The 20,518-nt window shown below is 37.6% G+C and carries 15 protein-coding genes; 13 read left to right on the forward strand and 2 right to left on the reverse strand.

Annotated features, from left to right (window positions below; genetic code table 11):
- The first annotated feature begins 163 nt into the window (after nucleotides 1-163).
- Entirely contained in the window at nucleotides 164-1,243 is a 1,080-nt protein-coding gene (locus ACIQZI_RS06830) for an undecaprenyldiphospho-muramoylpentapeptide beta-N-acetylglucosaminyltransferase (RefSeq protein ID WP_403072106.1), read from the forward strand.
- 263 nt (nucleotides 1,244-1,506) lie between these two features.
- On the opposite strand, the gene ACIQZI_RS06835 is transcribed toward ACIQZI_RS06830, so the two are convergent.
- Nucleotides 1,507-2,061, reverse strand: a complete 555-nt coding sequence (locus ACIQZI_RS06835; RefSeq protein WP_062178938.1) for a GNAT family N-acetyltransferase — start codon at nucleotides 2,059-2,061, stop codon at nucleotides 1,507-1,509.
- A gap of 356 nt (nucleotides 2,062-2,417) precedes the next feature.
- The gene (locus ACIQZI_RS06840) at nucleotides 2,418-3,200 is read right to left on the reverse strand and encodes an undecaprenyl-diphosphate phosphatase (RefSeq protein ID WP_403070852.1); all 783 of its coding nucleotides are present in this window, start codon (nucleotides 3,198-3,200) and stop codon (nucleotides 2,418-2,420) included.
- A 324-nt stretch (nucleotides 3,201-3,524) separates the two neighbouring features.
- Between ACIQZI_RS06840 and ACIQZI_RS06845 the strand changes: the two genes are divergently transcribed.
- From ACIQZI_RS06845 to ACIQZI_RS06900, 12 genes are all read left to right on the forward strand, one after another.
- Nucleotides 3,525-3,845, forward strand: a complete 321-nt coding sequence (locus ACIQZI_RS06845) for a DUF4870 domain-containing protein (RefSeq protein WP_062178942.1) — start codon at nucleotides 3,525-3,527, stop codon at nucleotides 3,843-3,845.
- Between the two features lie 394 nt (nucleotides 3,846-4,239).
- Complete coding sequence (locus tag ACIQZI_RS06850) at nucleotides 4,240-5,040, forward strand: hypothetical protein (RefSeq protein ID WP_403070855.1); 801 nt, start codon at nucleotides 4,240-4,242, stop codon at nucleotides 5,038-5,040.
- Nucleotides 5,041-5,141: 101 nt separating this feature from the next.
- Complete coding sequence (locus tag ACIQZI_RS06855; RefSeq protein WP_403072109.1) at nucleotides 5,142-5,714, forward strand: beta-class carbonic anhydrase; 573 nt, start codon at nucleotides 5,142-5,144, stop codon at nucleotides 5,712-5,714.
- A 175-nt stretch (nucleotides 5,715-5,889) separates the two neighbouring features.
- A complete protein-coding gene (locus ACIQZI_RS06860; protein ID WP_403070857.1) occupies nucleotides 5,890-7,191 on the forward strand; it encodes an NCS2 family permease in 1,302 nt (433 codons plus the stop codon).
- A 184-nt stretch (nucleotides 7,192-7,375) separates the two neighbouring features.
- Nucleotides 7,376-8,365 (forward strand): diaminopimelate epimerase, encoded by a 990-nt coding sequence (dapF, locus tag ACIQZI_RS06865; protein WP_403070860.1) that lies wholly within the window; start codon nucleotides 7,376-7,378, stop codon nucleotides 8,363-8,365.
- Between the two features lie 527 nt (nucleotides 8,366-8,892).
- Nucleotides 8,893-10,548, forward strand: a complete 1,656-nt coding sequence (locus ACIQZI_RS06870) for a glycerol-3-phosphate dehydrogenase/oxidase (RefSeq protein WP_403070863.1) — start codon at nucleotides 8,893-8,895, stop codon at nucleotides 10,546-10,548.
- 230 nt (nucleotides 10,549-10,778) lie between these two features.
- Nucleotides 10,779-11,534 (forward strand): polysaccharide deacetylase family protein, encoded by a 756-nt coding sequence (locus tag ACIQZI_RS06875; RefSeq protein WP_403070866.1) that lies wholly within the window; start codon nucleotides 10,779-10,781, stop codon nucleotides 11,532-11,534.
- A gap of 727 nt (nucleotides 11,535-12,261) precedes the next feature.
- Nucleotides 12,262-15,123 (forward strand): 2-oxoglutarate dehydrogenase E1 component, encoded by a 2,862-nt coding sequence (sucA, locus tag ACIQZI_RS06880; RefSeq protein ID WP_403070869.1) that lies wholly within the window; start codon nucleotides 12,262-12,264, stop codon nucleotides 15,121-15,123.
- 1 nt (nucleotide 15,124) lies between these two features.
- On the forward strand, nucleotides 15,125-16,342 hold the full coding sequence (odhB, locus tag ACIQZI_RS06885; protein ID WP_403070872.1) for a 2-oxoglutarate dehydrogenase complex dihydrolipoyllysine-residue succinyltransferase: 1,218 nt from the start codon (nucleotides 15,125-15,127) through the stop codon (nucleotides 16,340-16,342).
- Nucleotides 16,343-16,532: 190 nt separating this feature from the next.
- Nucleotides 16,533-17,285, forward strand: a complete 753-nt coding sequence (locus tag ACIQZI_RS06890) for a DeoR/GlpR family DNA-binding transcription regulator (protein WP_403070875.1) — start codon at nucleotides 16,533-16,535, stop codon at nucleotides 17,283-17,285.
- Nucleotides 17,282-18,202 (forward strand): 1-phosphofructokinase, encoded by a 921-nt coding sequence (gene pfkB / locus ACIQZI_RS06895; RefSeq protein WP_403070878.1) that lies wholly within the window; start codon nucleotides 17,282-17,284, stop codon nucleotides 18,200-18,202. The genes ACIQZI_RS06890 and pfkB overlap by 4 nt, the downstream gene beginning before the upstream one ends.
- A 4-nt stretch (nucleotides 18,203-18,206) precedes the next feature.
- The gene (locus tag ACIQZI_RS06900) at nucleotides 18,207-20,078 is read left to right on the forward strand and encodes a PTS fructose transporter subunit IIABC (protein WP_403070881.1); all 1,872 of its coding nucleotides are present in this window, start codon (nucleotides 18,207-18,209) and stop codon (nucleotides 20,076-20,078) included.
- The last annotated feature ends 440 nt before the right edge of the window (nucleotides 20,079-20,518 follow it).

Consider the following 20,518-nt stretch of genomic DNA (forward strand, 5'->3'; position numbering starts at 1 on the left):
ATCATAAGTTGCAGTGCCAGCCAGTTAATAAGTGATTAAATGTTGATGTTACATACTAAATTTTGGGTCTGTTGTCCTGTTTTTATGCAGATTGATAAGTTTTTCCCTATGTATCAGCTGGAAATGTGGTATGATGAGGGGTAGAAATTTTTGGCTTTGGAAGGTGAATCAATTGAAAAAGAAGATTGTGTTTACAGGTGGAGGATCTGCTGGTCATGTTTCTGTTAATACAGCAATCATCCCTGAATTTTTGAAAAATAATTGGGAAGTTACATATATAGGCTCTGAAAAAGGAATCGAGAGAGAAATCATTGAAAAAGAATTTCCGACCGTCAGCTATCAAACGGTTTCAGTTGGAAAATTGCGAAGATATATGTCATTGGAGAATTTAAAAGATCCGTTTCGTGTTATAAAAGGAATTTTCGATGCACGGAAAATCCTCAAACAAATCCAGCCTGAATTTGTTTTTTCAAAAGGTGGTTTCGTTTCAGTACCTGTCGTATTGGCAGCAAAAATGTTACGAATTCCTGTGTTTATTCATGAATCCGATTATACCCCTGGTCTTGCGAATAAACTTGCAATGCCATTTGCTTCAAAAATATTTACGACATTTGTAGAAACGGAAAAACATGTTGCCAAATCAAAATCTATTTATATTGGTGCAGTTCTCAGAGACGGAATATTTAAGGGGAATGCTGACAAAGGTAGAGAGAGATATGGTTTTGATAAAAGTAAACCTGTTTTGCTTGTGATGGGTGGGAGCCTAGGTGCGGTCAGAATAAATAACCTAATAACGGAAAATCTTGATGACCTATTAGCTTTCTACCAGATTATTCACATATGCGGAAAAGGAAATATTCAAGAAAAATTACGGAGGAAAGGATATCAGCCATTTGAATATGTTCATGAGGAACTATTCGATATGTTAGCCTGCGCCGATGTGGTTGTGTCTCGTGCAGGATCGAATTCTATTTATGAATTTCTTGGTCTTGAAATACCGATGCTACTTATCCCACTGAGCGCCAACGCTTCAAGAGGAGATCAAATCTTAAATGCAGCGAGCTTTGAAAGTCAAGGTTTTAGCAAGGTTATTCAAGAGGAAAATTTAACATATCAGGCTTTTTCTGATACGCTTGATCATTTGGTGGATGAATCGCCACAATATAAAGCGAAAATGCAACAAAAACGTCCGTTTAAAACTGGTACAGAGATGTATGAGTTGCTTATACAGCTTCAAAAATAATTCTTTTTCTACGTATAAAACGTAAACCATTGGAAATCTCTATCAAGAAGTAATAAAATAGAAAAAACAAGCATGGATTTGATTCTATGCTTGTTTTTTTATAGTCTGAAAAATTGAATGTTCTTCGTAATCCATTTTAAAGGTCTATGCAGTAATTTATCCCGCACAAACTAAAAGGCTTAGAGGAATCGAAGGTGGAGGCTGAAGAACCCCCCACCCGCTAATTGAATAAATTCATTTCGTTGCCTTTTTTTATCTTTCAATTAAGCTTCTAATAAATGTTGCGTTTCATCTTCGTCTTGACGGAGAACATGAAGATTATAAAGATCTTTCGGTATTTCATAAAGATCATATATTTCGCTGTGCTTATTTAATTGTTCATACAAATATTTGCGGGATTCATTGGCTAACAAGACATAAGGTAGTTTTTCTGCAGCTTTAATAGATCGGATATTTTGCTTTCTTATTCTCATGAAAACCGTTTCGATACCTAGCTCGAAAAAAACCTCATTAAAGAAAGCTTCTTTTGCCATGGAATTATAGCCTTTACCGTGATAAGGTTTCCCTAACCATGTTCCAAGAAAGCCAGCTTGATTTTCAATATCAAATAATGAAATGGTACCAATAGGTGTACCCCATTCATCGGTAATTGTTCTTGAAATCAATTCGCCTTTTTCTTCTGCTTCCATTGTTTGTTTCGTGACGAATAGATACTCTTCATAGGAATCTACTTTATGGCGCACGAAAGGGAAGACATCTGGATGCGTCATAATTTCATAAAGAGTATTGCAATCAGAAAAGTCTCTTTTTTTTAACATTTCCGTCCCTCCGTTTGAGGGCAGTCCTAGTGTATACCTGCTCTCACCCTCGAAATTTTTTAGTCATTCATCAAAAAATTTCGGGGTGGGAATCGAACCCACTAGAACCGGAAACCGGTGGCGCACCATTTGCCTTCCCTATTTTTATTTTCCAGCAATATCAAAAAAACAAAAGATCCTAAAAAGATAATACTAAAAAAAGTTTAAAAAGAAAATAGGTATTTGCGGTTTTTTTTTCAACAAATTTCAACAATTTAATGGACCTATTATTTTACTGTTTCTAGAATGGTCTTTCCTTAAAAATATAGATGTGAATCATCGGAAAATTAGTCTGATTAAAGGCTTTGAGGGAATGATTAAAATTTTCCAGTGTATTGAAGAAATAAAATGATTCCTCCTAATGCCCACACATAAAAGGAAAAGATTTTCAGTGATTTTTTCTTTAAAAAATTGATCATCCACATAACGGCTAAATAGCCGAAAAGCGCGGAGGAAAGTGTCCCGATAAAAAGTGTTGAAAACGGCAGGGGTTCAATCGCTCCTGTTATGACTGGTTTTAATTGAAAGATAATTCCGCCGCTAATCGCTGGTATTGATAATAAAAAAGAAAAATAAGCTGCTGTTGCACGGTCAAGCTTACATAATAGACCTGCTGCTATCGTTAAGCCGGAACGAGAGAGGGCGGGCATGATGGCACAAGCTTGGAAGCTTCCAATAATAAAGGCATCTTGAAGGGAAATTTCGTCTAGGGTTTTTGTGCCCCGTCGAGAATTGTCAGCGATCCATAAAATGAATCCTGTAGCAAGAAATTCCCACCCGATCGTCACACCCGTTTTTGACAATTCATCAAACCAGTCACTAAGAAGTAACCCTGCAGCTACTGCTGGAATCGTACCGACGATAAGCAATGCAGTTAATTTTGAAAAGGGTTTTTTTATTAAGTGACCAATCTCGCCTTTATAGACAACGAGGAGAGCTAGAAGAGTGCCGATATGCAGCATCGTATCAAGGTAGATTCCTGCTTCGTCTAAATGGAATAAATGTCTTCCTAAGTACAAATGACCAGTACTTGAGATTGGAAGAAATTCTGTTAGACCTTGTATAATTCCGAGAATAAAGGCTTGAAGTTCGTTTAACAAGGAGCTTCACCTCTCTTTTTTGTATGAAGAATATGGGGACAGGGCTTTGCGACTTACTAATTAAGACGATCTACTTAGCGGGTAGACTGAAAGCATCCAACATTCCTGCTCCGCATCGCCACCATTGTGATTAGGAGAGTGTAGCGGGCTACAGGATTAATCCCCCATGGTAAATGGTGGCGTTTTGTTCATTTAAGGCAATCATCACTTTCATATGTATGCTTGTCTAAATTGAACATGTTCATAAAATTTTTTATGCAAAGTGAAACTTTTTCTGAAAAATTCGTATAGAATAGAGAAGGAATAACAGAGGAGGGGATTTTGATGCCGAATCAAGATGAAAAATTTTTAGCAATGTTAATTTATTTACTTAGCTTTTTTACCGTTTTTTTAGGCCCTTTAATCATATGGTTAATAAAAAAGGATTCTTCTAAATTTATAGATTACCATGGAAGGGAATATTTGAATTTCCTTATTTCTTACACCATCTATACATTTGTTGCATCGCTCACATTTCTCATAGTAATCGGCTTCGTTCTGGTACCGGTTGTAGCTATTGCGGCATTTATCTTTACGATTATCGGCGCTGTGAAGGCGTATGAAGGGACGGAGTATAAGATTCCATTTATTTTTCGTTTGTTATAAGCCAAGTCGTTAAGGGTCAGACCTCGTACTCTATTACAGTATAGTGTTGAATACACTTATCTTTCCTGTATTTAGTAGCTACAAGGCTTGACCCTTTATTGCTTATTTTAGTGGTTATGCCAAACTTTTTATGTAGTTCATTTATTTTGCCTTTCCGTATCCATAACAAACAGACGATTCAAACTCACTCTCCATATTCTTTGCTCGTCTTATGCTAGCGACTAGGATCATCAAATCTAAGGCAATTTTTTATGATTTTACTTCTTTCTTTAGTCAAAGTTTTCATTCTAACAGGCTGTTTTTTTGAATAAACTAATTGGACAAGCAGATAATGTTATTTTTTTAAAAGTTGCCGTTTTCCAATTAAGAACTGGGCTCTTGGGGGAGAGAGAAGATGGATATTCAGAAGTATTACGAAAAAACAGCGAAAATTTCCTTTTATGCAGCCATGATCTCACTAATCATTGCGATTCTCTTTGTTGTGCTACATTTATCAGGGAGAATGGCTGGGAATATTCTCTGGCTAACCTTACCATTTATAATCCTTAGTCTGAATTATTATATACGTTTTCGTTTGTATGAGAAACGTATGAATGAGACACCAATAAATGTCCAGTCCGAAAGCATGCAACTTCTTGATACAGAGCATTTGTTAATTGCCTTTCTGCCAGCTCCAAGCTTGAGGATGCAGTTTTTTAATAAAGATGGAGCTGTCGTAGGGGAAATTAGGGATCAAGACATGTCTTGGTACAAATGGTTGCTGCCAAATGCTGTATCTATGCTTATGCCAAAGCGGTACGGATTATTTGATTGTTTTGGAAATCGACTTGCCCAGTTTCAGTCAGGGGTAGGGCTGTGGAGTAATATGATTGTAAAGGATCATGAAGGAAATGAACTTGGACGTTATAAAGAAAATAGGAAGAAGGCATTTGTCAAAACAACAGGGATGATTTCAAAACCGGATGGAACAGACTGGATACCTATCAAAATTGGAGGGTTAAACTCATTTCAATTGGATGAAATGAATGGCAAAAAACTTGCTTCGTTTCAAACAGGATGGATGCCCCGGGAATGGGGGAAACTGTTTAAAAACCCTAATATGCCTATCCTAACTTTTCATGAAAAAACAGATTTAGAAGTAAAACTCGTGACGCTCGGTTTCTTATCCGCAATCTTCCACCATGTCTCTAATTGAAGAGAAAACTAAATAAAATATAAAAATCAGACGTTTATTTAAGCGAATTATCAAATGTTTTGTTATAATTTAAGAATTCTAAAGAAAAAGTGGTGGAAATGATGAGTTTATTAAAAGAAATAATCACCTTTAATGAAAAATTTGTCGAAGAAGAAGAATATGTAAAATATGCAACAGACAAATTTCCTGACAAAAAATTGCTTGTACTTAGCTGTATGGACACTCGACTTGTCGAGTTATTGCCAAAATCGATGAACCTAAAAAATGGCGATGTGAAATTCGTTAAAACAGCAGGTGCAACTGTTTCTCATCCATTTGGAAGTGTAATGCGTAGTATGCTTGTAGCTGTTTATCAACTGAAAACAGATGAAATTTTTGTTGTTGGACATCATGATTGTGGCATGGCTGCGATAAATGCAGATGTCATGATTGAAGAAATGAAGGAACGTGACATTACTTCTGAAACACTTAGCACAATCGAAAACTCGGGAATTGATGTTAAGAAATGGTTACGTGGATTTAATGATGTAAGTGAAAGTGTAAAAAACAGCGTCCAAATTATTAAAAACCATCCGTTAATGCCAACAGGTATTGCGGTACATGGTCTTGTAATCGCTCCTGATACAGGCAAGTTGGATGTAGTTGTGGATGGATACATAGATTTACATAAATGAAGAAATTGTTAACAGCTTTCTTACAGGGAGTGCATGGATCATTGTGAAAAGGATTCTGATTATTAGCGTCTAAATTAGAAGACTTGTATCTTAGTGAATGTTTGATAAACTCACAGTGTGTGGTTTGTCACATCTACAAACGGGTGGGAGAGGGAGAAAACTAAAGGGAAGTAAAATGAAAAAGACGAACTTAGAATCTTACTACAAGTTTGCAGAGAGTGGCACAACTGGAAAACGGGAAGTACTAGCAGGTTTTGTTAGCTATTTCACCATTGTGTATATCATCATTGTCAATTCGATGATTCTTTCAGAAGCCGGAATTCCTCTCAATGGAGCAATTCTCGCAACAATCTTGATTTCTGCAGTAGGTTGTATTTTCATGGGCCTGTATGCAAATGTGCCGATCATCCTTGTGCCTGGTATGGGAATTAATGCAATGTTCGCATACACAATGGTGCAAGGAATGGGCCTATCTTGGCAATCAGCGCTTGCAGCTGTGTTTGTATCAGGACTCATTTTTGTTGCTATTGCCTTTTCACGCTATTTAAATGTCATCAATGCAAGTATCCCACATTCTTTGAAAGAAGCAATTTCAATTGGACTTGGGTTGTTCCTTCTTTTTCTCGGATTGGAAAAAGGAGGGCTTATTACAGCCGGATCCTCTACACTTCTTCAAGTGGGCGACTTTGGCAATGCCGAAGTAATTGCGACGATTTTGACAATGATTCTTGCTTTTGTACTTTTTATTCGCAATGTTCCGGGCAATTTTCTTTTAACAATCATTGCCGGAACCGTAATTGCATGCATTTGTGGGACAATCAATCTTACAGACATTGCTTTCACAGTTCCAGAGGTTAGTGAGTACAAAGAAGTGTTCAATGCCCTTACTTTTGTCGAAATTAATCGTCTTGAATTTTGGATTGCTGTATTTTCAATGACCATGGTGCTTGTATTCGAAAATATCGGGCTCGTTCATGGATATGTGAATAGTATTGGTAAGCCTGAGCGCTATCAGAAGGCGTTTCAAGCAACCGGAATATCTGTGCTCCTATCCGGAATATTAGGGTCAAGTCCACCAGTTGCGACTGCAGAAACGGCTGCGGGCATTGCATCAGGAGGACGTACTGGATTTACATCGGTGGTAACAGGAATTCTATTCCTTTTCTCGTTTTTGTTCGTTCCTGTCATTAAAGTGATTCCAAACAGTGCAATCGCTCCGATACTTATCATCATCGGTATTTTAATGCTCTCGAATATTAAGTATCTTGATTTCGATGATTTCTCAGAAAGTATCCCAGCAATTATGATTATTGTCATGATACCATACACACTTAGTATTCCTGATGGTATGGCTGCTGGATTTATTTTATATCCGATACTAAAGATTGCTGCAGGCAAAGCTAATCATGTATCAAAGCCAATGTATTTCATCGCATTGTTATTTCTTACTTACTTTGTTATTGGGGTAATCAGTTAAAAAAGTAGGCAGCTCTTTAGGAGGCTGACTTCCACGTAAATATCTATTGATATTATAATGTGGAGTCTAGCCGCCTTTGTTGTTTTGTCAGCTTCCATTTTGTTAATTGACTGAATATTTTTAAATTAGAATTAAAGTAAGCATCGTATATAGAAATTTTCATGAATTTGAAAGGAGTGTACCGATGATCATTGATATTTTAAAATGCCATGGTTCTGGCAATGATTTTTTATTGATTGATGAATTAACGAGAGATTATCGGTTTACAGAAGATGATAGAAAAAGACTGGCACAAGCATTATGCAAGCGAGAGGGTTTGCTTGGAGCAGATGGAATTCTTTTTGTACTTAAAAGTGAGAAAGTAGACGCAAGAATGCGTGTATTTAACGCAGATGGATCGGAAGCAAGTATGTGTGGCAATGGATTACGTTGTGTAGCGCGATTTGTTTGTGAGACCCTTGGTAAGGAACAACTTGTAATTGAAACAATGAAAGCTGATTTATCAGTTGAAAAAACAGGTGATTTATATCAGGGAATTCCTACGTTTAAAGTTGAGATTTCACCAGTTCTTTTTAATGTGGAATCCTTGCCGCTTACCATTAATAAAAAGACGCTTATCAATGAACCACTAGTGCAGCTATCCAATTCATTAAAATTCACAGCATTGGCGGTCCCGAATCCTCATTTAGTCACGATTGTTGAGCAAGATGAGCTCAATTCCGATGTTCAGGAAAAAATATCGCTATCTGTGAATAGTCCCAATGAATTATTTCCAGATGGAGTTAATGTCAGTTTTGTAAAGCTTTTAGAATCAGGGGAGATCTTTGTACGGACGTATGAACGTGGGGTAGGATTTACGAATGCCTGCGGCACAGCGATGTCAGCCGCAAGTCTAGTGACCTGTTTGAATGGCTTCAATGAGACGGAAAGGGAAATTTCCGTTTATAATAATGGTGGGCAAGTAAAATGCGTGGTTCATTATTATGAAAGTTTCGAGAAGAATTGGATTGACTTGATTGGAAATGGCACCTATGAATATAAAGCATCCATTGCGTTAGAACTTGAAAATTGCGAAGATTTCAAGCTGCTTCATGAAGTGCGTTTTGACAAAGAAACGGCTTTGTATGCAGCTTTTCAAAGTGAAATTCAGGAACATCTTAAAAAGTTCATGTGAAAATGGCAGAGGATGTCCCAAAAGAGCCTGACCTTACCCTCACCACACAACGTATAGTGTTACTTACATGATATTTAAACTGTATGTGGTAGTATAGGGGTCTTGCCATCTATACTTATGAGAGCTCCTTTTTTTATGTTGTTGTAAAAAGTTCGATAAAAATAGCTGTGAAATGGCACCAAATCTCTGTTTCTCCAATTCTCACGTATTACTGTATATGTGTAAGACTACAGATGGTCGCTTGCAGAACTTCTCGGCTCTTTTTATCCTCCTTTTTAAACACGAACTAAAAGTGAGACCCTCCTCTTTTCAATGGGAAATGAAGGGTATCAGACGTATTTGATTTGAGGGAAACGGGATTATGCTATTCATGCATTTTTCTTTCTAAAATGAGGAAGATATTGTATAATAAAGTCAAGTTAATAGTCATTTAGGAAATTCGTGAGATCACAAATGCATAGCAATTGCTGTGTACGTTGTGGTCTCTTTTTGTTTCAAATAAACTCAGATAAAGGAGGAAAAAAGCAATGAGTTTTTCAAGCTTAGATAGAAATGAGAGGATACATAGAGTCCAAGAACAAGCATTTGATTTATTAGTAATCGGTGGTGGCATCACAGGTTCAGGTATCGCCCTTGATGCGACAACCCGTGGGATGAAAACAGCATTAGTGGAAATGCAAGATTTTGCAGCAGGTACTTCAAGCCGCTCAACAAAACTCGTTCATGGTGGTCTTCGGTATTTAAAACAGTTTGAAGTGGGGATGGTTGCTGAAGTTGGTAAAGAACGTGCGATTGTTTATGAAAATGGTCCACATGTAACAACACCAGAATGGATGTTACTTCCATTTTACTCAGGCGGAACATTTGGTAAATTTACAACATCAATCGGTTTACGGGTTTATGACTACTTAGCTGGTGTAAAACGAAAAGAACGAAGAACCATGCAAACAGTAGAGGAAACGATCAAGAAGGAACCTCTTGTAAAACGAAAAGACTTAATGGGCGGAGGGTATTATGTAGAGTACCGTACAGATGATGCTCGATTAACGATTGAAGTGGCAAAGAGGGCATCAGAACTAGGTGCTGAATTACTAAATTATGCAAAAGTAGTTGACTTTACTTATGAAAATGGAAAAGTGACAGGAGCGGTCGTAGAAAATATATTGACAAAACAGTCATTTACCATTAAAGCGAAAAAAGTCATCAATGCTTCAGGTCCATGGGTGGAAACCCTTTTACAAAAAGATGGTTCAAAAAAAGGGAAAACATTGCATTTAACAAAAGGCGTACATATCGTAATCGACCAATCCCGTTTTCCTCTGAAACAGGCGGTTTATTTCGACACGCCAGACGGACGGATGGTTTTCGCGATTCCTCGTGCAGGCAAAGCATATGTAGGTACAACGGATACATTTTATGAAAAGGATCCAATGAATCCTAAAATGACTTTAGCTGACCGTGACTATATTCTCAAAGCGATTAAATTCATGTTTCCAGATGTGGACATTACCAACGATGACGTTGAATCTAGCTGGGCCGGTGTTCGCCCACTTATTCACGAAGAAGGAAAAGACCCATCAGAAATTTCTCGGAAAGATGAAATTTGGGTATCTGATTCTGGATTAGTTACAATCGCAGGAGGTAAATTAACTGGTTATCGTAAAATGTCCCAACAAGTGCTTGATACAGTGGCGATAAGCTTCGAAACAGATTATGGAATTAAATATGACAGATGCCAAACTAAGGAAATTCGCATCTCTGGCGGTGAAGTAGGTGGATCGAAAAACTTTCATGCATATGTTGAATCTCAAAAAGTAAAAGGAGAAGCAGTTGGACTTGACTCTAAACAGGCTTTGGCTATTGCTCAAATGTATGGTTCCAATGCATCTGATGTTTTTGCTCTTATTAAGGATAAACGTAGTGATGCCGTGAAATATAATCTGCCTTTAGATGTTTACGGCATGCTCGTATATGCGATTCAATCTGAAAGCACCGTAACCCCTGTTGACTTCCTTATGAGGCGGACAGGAGCGATCCTGTTTAATATCCAAGGGGCAAAAGCCTGGAAAGATGGAGTTATTGACTATATGAGTGATACCTTCCAATGGACAGAAACGGAAAAGCAGAAATATACAATTGCTTTAGAAGAGCAATTATATGCAGCGCAGCATCCCGAAGAGTAATGGAAACAAAAAAGCTGACAACCAGGATGAACACTTCCTACTTGTCAGCTTTTTTATGTAGCAAAAACCCATCTTTTTTATAAAAAGGTTTACAAACTTAAGGCAATTCATAACATAAAAAAACCTAGGACGAGCAACTTAAGAACAAAGTGAAACTTCTATTAGTGGAGGTTTTCTTCATCCCACATGGATGGTTAATTAAACCGGGATAAAAAGGAAAGGTTGGACATATGATGAGAGTATTCCTTAGCTTTATAATCGTCACACTATATTCATTCACTATTGGCTTAACTATTTATGCAATACCCATTCCTGATGAGTTAGTCCCATTAACCAACACATCAGAATTCGCAGAACGTAAGGTTGCTTATTTAACCTTTGATGATGGGCCGTCTCATAATACAATTCCAATTCTCGATATATTAGATAAATACCAAATTAAGGCGACTTTTTTTGTTATGGCAAATCGACAAAGCTATGCTAAACAGGCTTATGAAGAAATGGTTAGACGTGGCCATACTATTGCTTTACATTCGAATACTCATGATTATCGAAGGATTTACAGATCGAAAGATGATTTTTTTAAAGATATGGGAAAATTAGAATCACTGCTGGATCATAAGTATGCCATCAATACAAAGTTAATCCGCTTTCCAGGTGGTTCCAATAATATGCTTATTCAAAGGAGTGAAAAGAAATCGATTCGTACAGATATTATTTCAGAACTTGAACGAAGAGGCTATACGTATTTCGACTGGAATGTAGATTCAAAGGACGGCATTAGTCCGATGATTAGTCAACAAACAATTACGCAATCTGTTTTAACCGGAGCTAAGAAGCATAAGCAAGCAGTAATTTTGCTGCATGACATCGATGATATGAAAAACACAGTTAGAGCATTACCTGATATCATTATCGGACTTAAAAAACAGGGTTTCGAGTTTGAAATGATTACGGAAGACAATGGAAAAGTGCAATTTCCATGAATAATGAACGTACAACCGTTTTGCCACCTGAAAGAAAATTAGAATTGTATGAACTAAAGGAGTAAATAAGTGTATTTTTTATGTGTTAAAAAACGAGCGTGTTTCCGAGAACGAAAGGGTTAATACTTACAAATACATGCAGTTTATGTGATGTATATGAACGATAATAAACTGTGTATAAAGGCGATTTAACCCTTTTGAGACACCTGTACTTTATTCCATATTACGTTGGAGAATATTATTGTTATAAAATTTTGACCTTTGTGAAGATAACACGATTAATATGGATCATTATCTAGCTATTTTAAAAGAACAATCGGAAAATTCAAATCAAAATATACTGAAATTGTGAAAAAATTCAACAAATTACCAAGACATGACCTTTATTCAAATATACAAAATACAATCCTATTTAATCAAATACTAGAGTTATAGAAAGGAAAAGGGAGATAAAAGCTGGCTAATGCAGAAAATTGAGGGTCTTAAACATAAAGTATTGCAATGCGTTAGCATAATTATGTTTTTTTCTCTATTTTTCTAGGTTTAACCTTTGGATATTTGTTAAAAACATGGTAGTATAATTATTGAAAACGTTTTATCCTTTAAATATTGATAATAGTATAAAAATATAACTTTTTTAGGAGTTTTTTAATAAAAAAGTTAGCTAATATCGTGGGGATGGGTAAAACAAAATAAAAATTATTCGTTAAATTTGGGGGTTTAAAAAATGACCATCAAGGAAGCTAAGGCATATGACCCATGGAAAGCTTTTTCTGGTCCAAACCTTGGGTACGTCTTGGAGCAATACGACCTATTTCAACAAGATCCGGATTCAGTCGATCCAGAGCTAAAAAACTATTTTAAAATTTTCGGACCACCTACAGTAAACACTGTACCAAATCAAAAAACAATCGTCGAAAATCAAACGGCAGTGGTTTCATCAGGTGATGTACTTTCAATGAAAAAAATCACATCTGCTGTTAAACTTACAGAAAATATTCGTTCATATGGTCATTTAGCAGCGAATATTAATCCGTTGAACGAAGTGGCGTTGGATAACGAACTTCTTCAATTGGAGAAATATGAATTAACAGCTGACGATTTGCGAAAAATTCCGGCTGACTTTATTTGCCCAGAATCACCTGAAACCGTCAAAGATGGCTATGAAGCATTTCGTTATTTAAAGGAGCTTTATACAAAAACGATTGCTTTTGAATTTTCGCAAGTGAATGATTTGGATGAAAGACAATGGCTAATTGATGCAGTTGAATCAGGTAGTATTTTTCCTGAAGTTACAAATGAGAAAAAAGCCATTTTATATAAACGATTAGCGGAAGTTGAAGGATTTGAGAAATTCCTTCACCGTACGTATGTTGGACAAAAACGCTTTTCAATTGAAGGCCTTGATATGCTTGTTCTGGTTCTTGATCATTTAATTTCTCAAACTGTTCAAAATGGCACATCTAACGTAAATATCGCCATGGCACACCGCGGCCGTTTGAATGTGTTAGCACACGTTCTTGGTAAACCATATGAAATCATTTTCTCTGAATTCCAGCATAGTCCTAATAAGGATTTAGTCCCATCAGAAGGGTCAATAGGGATTAATTACGGCTGGACAGGTGACGTTAAATATCATTTAGGATTGGATACACTTATCACAAATGGAAATACACAAAAAGCAAGAATTACACTAGCTAATAATCCATCCCACTTAGAGGTCGTTGGTCCAGTCGTTGAAGGATATTCCCGTGCTGCACAAGAAAATCGGACAGAAGCGGGCTTCCCAATACAAGATATTTCTCGTTCAATGGCGATTCTTATTCATGGTGATGCAGCATTTCCAGGGGAAGGTATTGTTCCCGAAACGCTTAATTTAAGTCGTTTAAAAGGGTACCAAACAGGTGGCACGATTCATATTATCGCGAACAATATGATTGGATTTACGACTGAAAGCGAAGACTCTCGTTCTACTAAATATGCAAGTGATCCTGCAAAAGGCTTTGAAGTACCGATTGTACACGTGAATGCAGATGATCCAGAAGCGTGTCTTGCTGCTGTTACACTTGCTTTTCAATATCGTGAAAAATTCAAGAAAGATTTCCTGATAGATTTAATCGGCTATAGAAGGTTTGGTCATAACGAAATGGATGAGCCGCTAGTTACCCAACCAGGAATGTATGGCTTGATTCATAAACATCCAACCGTTAAAGACTTATACGGAAAAAAATTGCTTGAGACGAGTTCAATCAGTAATAAAGAACTGGATGCACTATCAGAGCAAGTCGAGGAGAAATTGAAAGAGGCTTATGACAGAATTTCTGGTAACAAACCAGAAACTGTTTGTGAACTAGATCCACCTCAAACCGTTGAAAAGGGATTTCCAAAACTTGATACTACTGTAACTTCAGAAGATTTAATTCGCATGAATGAAAGTCTTGTGGAATGGCCAGAAGGATTCCAGATTAATAAGAAGTTAGGCCGTATTCTTTCCCGTCGTCTCGATTCATTTGGAGATGAAGGGAAAATTGATTGGGCTCATGCAGAAACATTAGCATTTGCTTCAATACTTTCAGATGGTACGCCGATTCGATTAACTGGACAGGACTCTGAACGTGGAACATTTGCCCAGAGAAATATCGTATTACATGATAGTGAAAATGGCAAAACATACTCACCGCTACATACATTAAAGACTGCTAAAGCATCTTTTGCTGTGCACAATAGCCCGTTAACGGAAACAGCAGTTCTTGCATTTGAATACGGATATAATGTTTTTGCACCTGAAACACTTGTGCTTTGGGAAGCGCAATTTGGTGATTTTGCCAATACAGCTCAAGTAATATTCGACCAGTTTATTTCTGCAGGTCGCGCTAAATGGGGTCAGAAATCTGGACTCGTTATGCTATTACCACATGGATATGAAGGACAAGGACCTGAACATTCTAGTGCACGTCTGGAACGTTTCCTTTCCCTTGCAGCGGAAAACAACTGGACAGTTGCCAATTTAAGCTCTGCAGCTCAATATTTCCATGTGTTAAGAAGACAAGCAAAAATTCTTGAAATGGAACAAGTTCGTCCGTTAGTGATTATGGCACCGAAGAGTATGCTGCGTAATCAAGTGATGGCCTCTACCTTTGCTGAATTTACTGAAGGAGAATTCCAGTCATTTATTGAAACGCAAACTTTGGGTCAAAATCCTAATACGGTTGAAAGGATTGTACTTTGCACAGGTAAAATAGCAGTAGAGATACGTGAAAAGATTGCCAGTGTTACAGATACTGACTGGCTTCAAATCATCAGCCTTGAAGAAATCTATCCATTCCCACTAAAGGGAGTGAAGGAAGTTTTCGTAAAATATCCAAATTTGAAAGAAATAGTATGGCTCCAAGAAGAGCCGAAGAACATGGGAGCATGGACATTTGTTGAGCCCCGCTTATATGAAACAGTTCCAAATGGAGTTTCTGTCTCTTACATTGGTAGAAAACGGAGATCGAGTCCATCAGAAGGGGATCCACTTGTTCACAAGCAGGAACAGCACCGTATTATGACTGAATCAATTACGCGTACTAAAGAGGGGGAGAAGTAAAATGGCTGAAGTGAAAGTGCCTGAACTAGCAGAATCAATCTCAGAAGGAACGATTGCACAATGGTTAAAACAACCTGGGGAAACGGTTGAAAAGGGAGAATATCTTTTAGAACTTGAAACAGATAAAGTAAACGTTGAAATTATCTCTGATTATGGTGGTACATTATCTGAGTTACTAGCAGCAGAAGGAGATACCGTTCAAGTTGGACAAGCTATAGCTGTAGTTAGTGAAGACGGAACAAATGAAGGATCTTCATCTAAAGTAGAAGTACCTGTTGTAGAGGAATTGAAGGCAGAAGAAGTTAATTCTGTACCAACTGCTCAAAGAACGATCGCTTCGCCTGCCGCTCGTAAACTTGCACGTGAAAAAGGGATTGATTTATCCCAAGTACCTGCTGTAGATCCACTTGGCCGTGTAAGAATCCAAGATGTAGTAGCAGCAAAAGCACCGGTACAAACAAGTGCACAAGAACCGGCACCAGCTAAACCCGCACCTGCAGCGCAAACAGAACATGATGATCGAGTAGAAGTCGTGAAAATGTCTCGTCGTCGTCAAACGATAGCGAAACGTTTAGTAGAAGTTCAACACGAAGCAGCAATGTTGACAACATTTAACGAAGTAGACATGACGGCTGTTATGGATTTACGGAAACGTCATAAAGATGCATTTGTAAAACAAAACGATGTGAAGCTTGGTTTCATGTCATTCTTCACAAAAGCTGTGATTGGTGCACTTAAGAAATATCCATTACTTAATGCAGAAATTAATGGGAACGAAATTCTTAAGAAAAAATTCTATGATATTGGTGTTGCTGTATCGACAGATGACGGTTTAGTTGTGCCAGTCGTTCGTGATGCAGACCGTAAAAGCTTTGCTGAAATTGAACAATCGATTAGCGATCTTGCTGTTAAAGCAAGAAACAATAAATTAGCACTTGCAGATCTTTCAGGTGGAACGTTCACCATTACAAACGGTGGAACATTTGGATCATTGCTATCTACGCCAATTCTTAATGCACCACAAGTCGGAATTCTTGGAATGCACAAAATCCAAGTAAGACCTGTAGCCATTGATAACGATAATTTTGAAAACAGACCAATGATGTATCTAGCTCTTTCTTATGATCACCGTATCGTCGATGGGAAAGAGGCGGTTGGCTTCCTTGTAACTGTTAAGGCGTTACTGGAAGACCCAGAACAACTATTGTTACAAGGTTGATAAAAAATCCCCAATCAGATAATCTGATTGGGGATTTTTTATCTCATTTTTGTAGAATTTAACATTAAGTTTTCATTTGAATGAATGGTTTTGAATAAAAGTGAATGAAAATGGATGATTTCAAACGATTTTGATTGAAATTTTGCGGATAATCATTTATTATACAGATATAGCAAGGGAGGTAATTGTTTTGTTAACAACTGAGAGGCATCAATTGATTTTAGCTTTGCTGAAAGAGCAAGGAACAATCAAGCTTCAGGACCTTGTTGAGCAGATGAATGCTTCTGAGTCAACCATTAGACGTGATTTAGTTCAACTAGAAGAAATGAAAGCGTTAAAAAGGGTGCATGGCGGTGCTGCATTATTCAAGCAAAAAGGACTCGAACCTTCAATAAATGAAAAAAAGCATGCAAATCATGTAGAAAAACAACAAATTGGCAAACTAGCTGCTTCCTACATCGATAATGGAGACTGTGTTTATCTTGATGCAGGAACAACCGTACTTGAAATGATCCCTTATATGAAGGAAAAGAATGTTACGGTGCTCACAAATGGACTTATGCATCTTCCATTACTTATGGAGGCCGACATAAAAACATTTCTTGTTGGAGGAAAATTGAAAATTGCAACGAACGCGATTGTAGGTACTCAAGCCGTTCAGTTCCTTTCCGATTATCGTTTTGATAAATGCTTTTTAGGTATGAACGGAATCCATCCGGATTATGGGCTGACAACACCAGATCCCGATGAAGCACTGTTAAAAATGAGAGCGATTCAATTATCGAATAAATCGTATGTTCTTGCAGATCGTTCGAAACTATTTGAAACCACATTTGCCAGAGTTGGCTCAATTGAAGAGGTTACGATAATAACAGATGCAAATGATGAAGAAGCAGTACTTTCATTACGAAAACATTCAAATGTAAAGGTTGTGACACCATGATATATACGGTAACGCTTAACCCTTCCATCGATTATATAGTGGAAGTTGAACAGTTCAAAGTGAATCAATTAAATCGAACGAAGCGGGATACGAAATTTCCTGGTGGCAAAGGAATAAACGTGTCACGTGTTCTAAAGAGAATTAATATGGATTCTATTGCTCTTGGGTTTTTAGGAGGGTTTACTGGTTCATTCATTCGCGATTTTTTACAGGATGAACAAATTCAGACGGACTTTATTGAGGTGTCTGAGGATACGAGGATCAATGTTAAATTAAAAAGTGATCGTGAGACGGAAATCAATGGCTTGGGGCCGAGTATTTCTAGATTTCAATATGAACAAATTTTGGAGAAAATCAAACTATTAACAAATGGGGATACGATTATATTAGCTGGTAATGTAGCTCCCAATATGCCTGCAGACTTTTATGAAACGGTTGCAATGGAATGCGAACATAAAGGGATTGATGTAATTGTTGATACAAGCGGCCCTTCTTTGTTGAATGTACTGAAATATAAACCGTTTTTAATTAAACCGAACCATCATGAACTTGGAGAGATATTTGAAACGGAGATTCATACGATCGAGGATGCTGCTACATACGGGAAGAAACTTGTTGCTTTAGGTGCGAAACATGTTATTGTTTCCATGGCTGGTAATGGTGCAGTCTTATGTACATCTGACAGAATATATACAGCGAACGTACCTAAAGGAAACGTCGTGAATTCGGTTGGAGCAGGTGATTCACTAGTAGCGGGTTTTATCGGGACGTATAAAAAAACAGAGAATCTACTTGAAGCATTTAAATTTAGTATTGCTTCGGGAAGTGCCACTGCGTTTTCAGCCGACCTTTGTCAAAAAGTCGATATCGAACATTTAGTATCGCAGATTGAAGTTAGTGAGATTACAGGGGGATAAAAGGATGAAAATCACCGATTTATTAAAGAGAGAAACAGTGATCATAGATTTTAAAGCAACGACTAAGCAAGATGCCATTGATGAATTGGTTGAGAAATTATCAGGTGCAGATCGATTGAATGATAAAGAAGCATATAAAAAAGCCATTTTAGCACGTGAAGCACAAAGCACGACAGGGATAGGCGAAGGAATCGCGATCCCGCATGCAAAAACAGCTGCAGTAAAAACGCCTAGCATTGCGTTTGCACGATCCACGCAAGGTGTAGATTATGAATCTCTTGATGGTCAGCCGGCACATTTGCTCTTTATGATCGCTGCAAGTGAAGGTGCGAACAATGCTCATCTAGAAACTTTATCAAGATTATCTTCTTTATTGATGGATGCTAGCTTCCGGGATCAATTGTTAGCTGCGCAATCAGAATCAGAAATCATTTTATTAATTGACAACAAAGAACAAGAAACTGCAGAGGAAGAAGAATCAGAAAAAAATGAACCTGTATCTTCTACTGGAAATAAAAAAATCTTGGCTGTTACCGCTTGTCCAACAGGTATCGCACACACATATATGGCTGCTGATGCGCTTAAAGCAAAAGCGAAAGAAATGGGTGTTGATATTAAAGTTGAAACGAATGGTTCGACAGGGATTAAAAATGGCTTAACTGCTACAGAAATTGAAGAAGCAGATGGGATTATTGTTGCGGCGGATAAACAAGTTGAAATGAATCGATTCGCTGGAAAAAAAGTCGTAATCGTCCCTGTTGCACAAGGGGTGCGAAAACCGGAAGAATTGATTACGCGAGCAATAAAAGGCGATGCACCTGTCTATCAAGGTGATAACAGTAAAACAGAAAGCAAAGAAAAAGCGGGAAATGGTATTTATAAGCATTTAATGAGTGGTGTAAGTAACATGCTTCCATTCGTCGTTGGTGGCGGTATTCTGATTGCACTATCCTTTATGTTTGGCATTCATGCAAATGATCCTGCTGATCCAAGCTATAATCCGATTGCTAAGGCTTTAAATGATATTGGTGGTGGCGGAGCTTTCTTCTTCCTAGTACCAATTCTTGCAGGGTTCATCGCGAGCAGTATTGCTGATCGACCAGGATTTGCCCCTGGTATTGTAGGTGGTTACTTAGCGGCACAAGCAGACGCTGGATTCCTTGGCGGCTTGATTGCCGGATTCCTTGCCGGTTATGTAGTATTAGGCTTGAAAAAACTATTTAATAAGCTCCCTGCAACATTGGAAGGGATTAAACCCGTTTTACTTTACCCGGTATTTGGTATTTTAATTACCGGACTTATTATGATGTTTGTTGTAAACGGACCCGTTTCAGCGATTAATAGCGGTCTTACGAATTGGCTACAAAGCTTGTCAGGTACGAATGCAGTTTTACTTGGTATATTGCTAGGCGGGATGATGGCTGTTGATATGGGCGGCCCTATCAATAAAGCTGCCTTTACATTTGGTATAGCAGCAATCGAAGCTTCAAGCTTTGGACCGCATGCAGCAGTTATGGCGGGCGGTATGGTTCCGCCACTCGGAATTGCCCTTGCGACCATCATGTTTAAGCATAAATTCTCCGATACAGAAAAGAAATCAGGATTTACGAATATTTTTATGGGAGCATCCTTCATTACAGAAGGCGCCATTCCATTCGCAGCAGCTGATCCAATACGTGTGATCATTAGTAGTGTAATAGGTGCAGCAACAGCTGGTGGTTTATCTATGTTATTTAACGTAACTTTGCCAGCGCCACATGGTGGAATTTTTGTTATTCCCCTTGTCAATCACCCATTCCTCTATATTTTAGCGATCTTAATCGGTACATTAATCACCGGGATTATTCTTGGGCTTTGGAAAAAGAAAACGGTATAACAAATTTTGAAAAGATGATCAATGGAGCTCATTTAAGCCCTTCATTGGTCATCTTTTTGTATGGAAATCAAAAAAATTCTTAAACGAACGAGATGAGCCACTATTAGTGATATGGTAAGAATGAATGAACGAGCAAAAAACCGCTTGAATAATTCTTTCACGAGGAGGTTATAAGTGATGAATGGAATGTTTTTTTATCCAATAAATACCATATAATGAAATCAATTCTAATGTAAGTTCATGCATAGCTTCCATGTTATTCAATGGCTAAATTATGTAAAGTAAAAAGAATTTGCGTATAAACACTGATATAATGCGTGTATACGCATTATTATGAAGCAATCAATAAAATTACTATTCTTTTCCTCAATTTCCTTGGGAAAAATTAAACACTGAAAAACGCTTGAATGCTTGTTATCCTTGTGAAGTGCTTAACAAGG

It is taken from the genome of Peribacillus sp. NPDC096379, from assembly GCF_044762875.1.
Lineage (GTDB): Bacteria > Bacillota > Bacilli > Bacillales > DSM-1321 > Peribacillus.

Coding starts and splice junctions, on each gene's coding strand:
- ACIQZI_RS06835 (WP_062178938.1), bottom strand. CDS start 2,061: ATGTTAAAAAAAAGAGACTTTTCTGATTGCAATACTCTTTATGAAATT.
- ACIQZI_RS06845 (WP_062178942.1), top strand. CDS start 3,525: ATGCCGAATCAAGATGAAAAATTTTTAGCAATGTTAATTTATTTACTT.
- ACIQZI_RS06850 (WP_403070855.1), top strand. CDS start 4,240: ATGGATATTCAGAAGTATTACGAAAAAACAGCGAAAATTTCCTTTTAT.
- ACIQZI_RS06855 (WP_403072109.1), top strand. CDS start 5,142: ATGAGTTTATTAAAAGAAATAATCACCTTTAATGAAAAATTTGTCGAA.
- ACIQZI_RS06860 (WP_403070857.1), top strand. CDS start 5,890: ATGAAAAAGACGAACTTAGAATCTTACTACAAGTTTGCAGAGAGTGGC.
- dapF (WP_403070860.1), top strand. CDS start 7,376: ATGATCATTGATATTTTAAAATGCCATGGTTCTGGCAATGATTTTTTA.
- ACIQZI_RS06870 (WP_403070863.1), top strand. CDS start 8,893: ATGAGTTTTTCAAGCTTAGATAGAAATGAGAGGATACATAGAGTCCAA.
- ACIQZI_RS06875 (WP_403070866.1), top strand. CDS start 10,779: ATGATGAGAGTATTCCTTAGCTTTATAATCGTCACACTATATTCATTC.
- sucA (WP_403070869.1), top strand. CDS start 12,262: ATGACCATCAAGGAAGCTAAGGCATATGACCCATGGAAAGCTTTTTCT.
- odhB (WP_403070872.1), top strand. CDS start 15,125: ATGGCTGAAGTGAAAGTGCCTGAACTAGCAGAATCAATCTCAGAAGGA.
- pfkB (WP_403070878.1), top strand. CDS start 17,282: ATGATATATACGGTAACGCTTAACCCTTCCATCGATTATATAGTGGAA.
- ACIQZI_RS06900 (WP_403070881.1), top strand. CDS start 18,207: ATGAAAATCACCGATTTATTAAAGAGAGAAACAGTGATCATAGATTTT.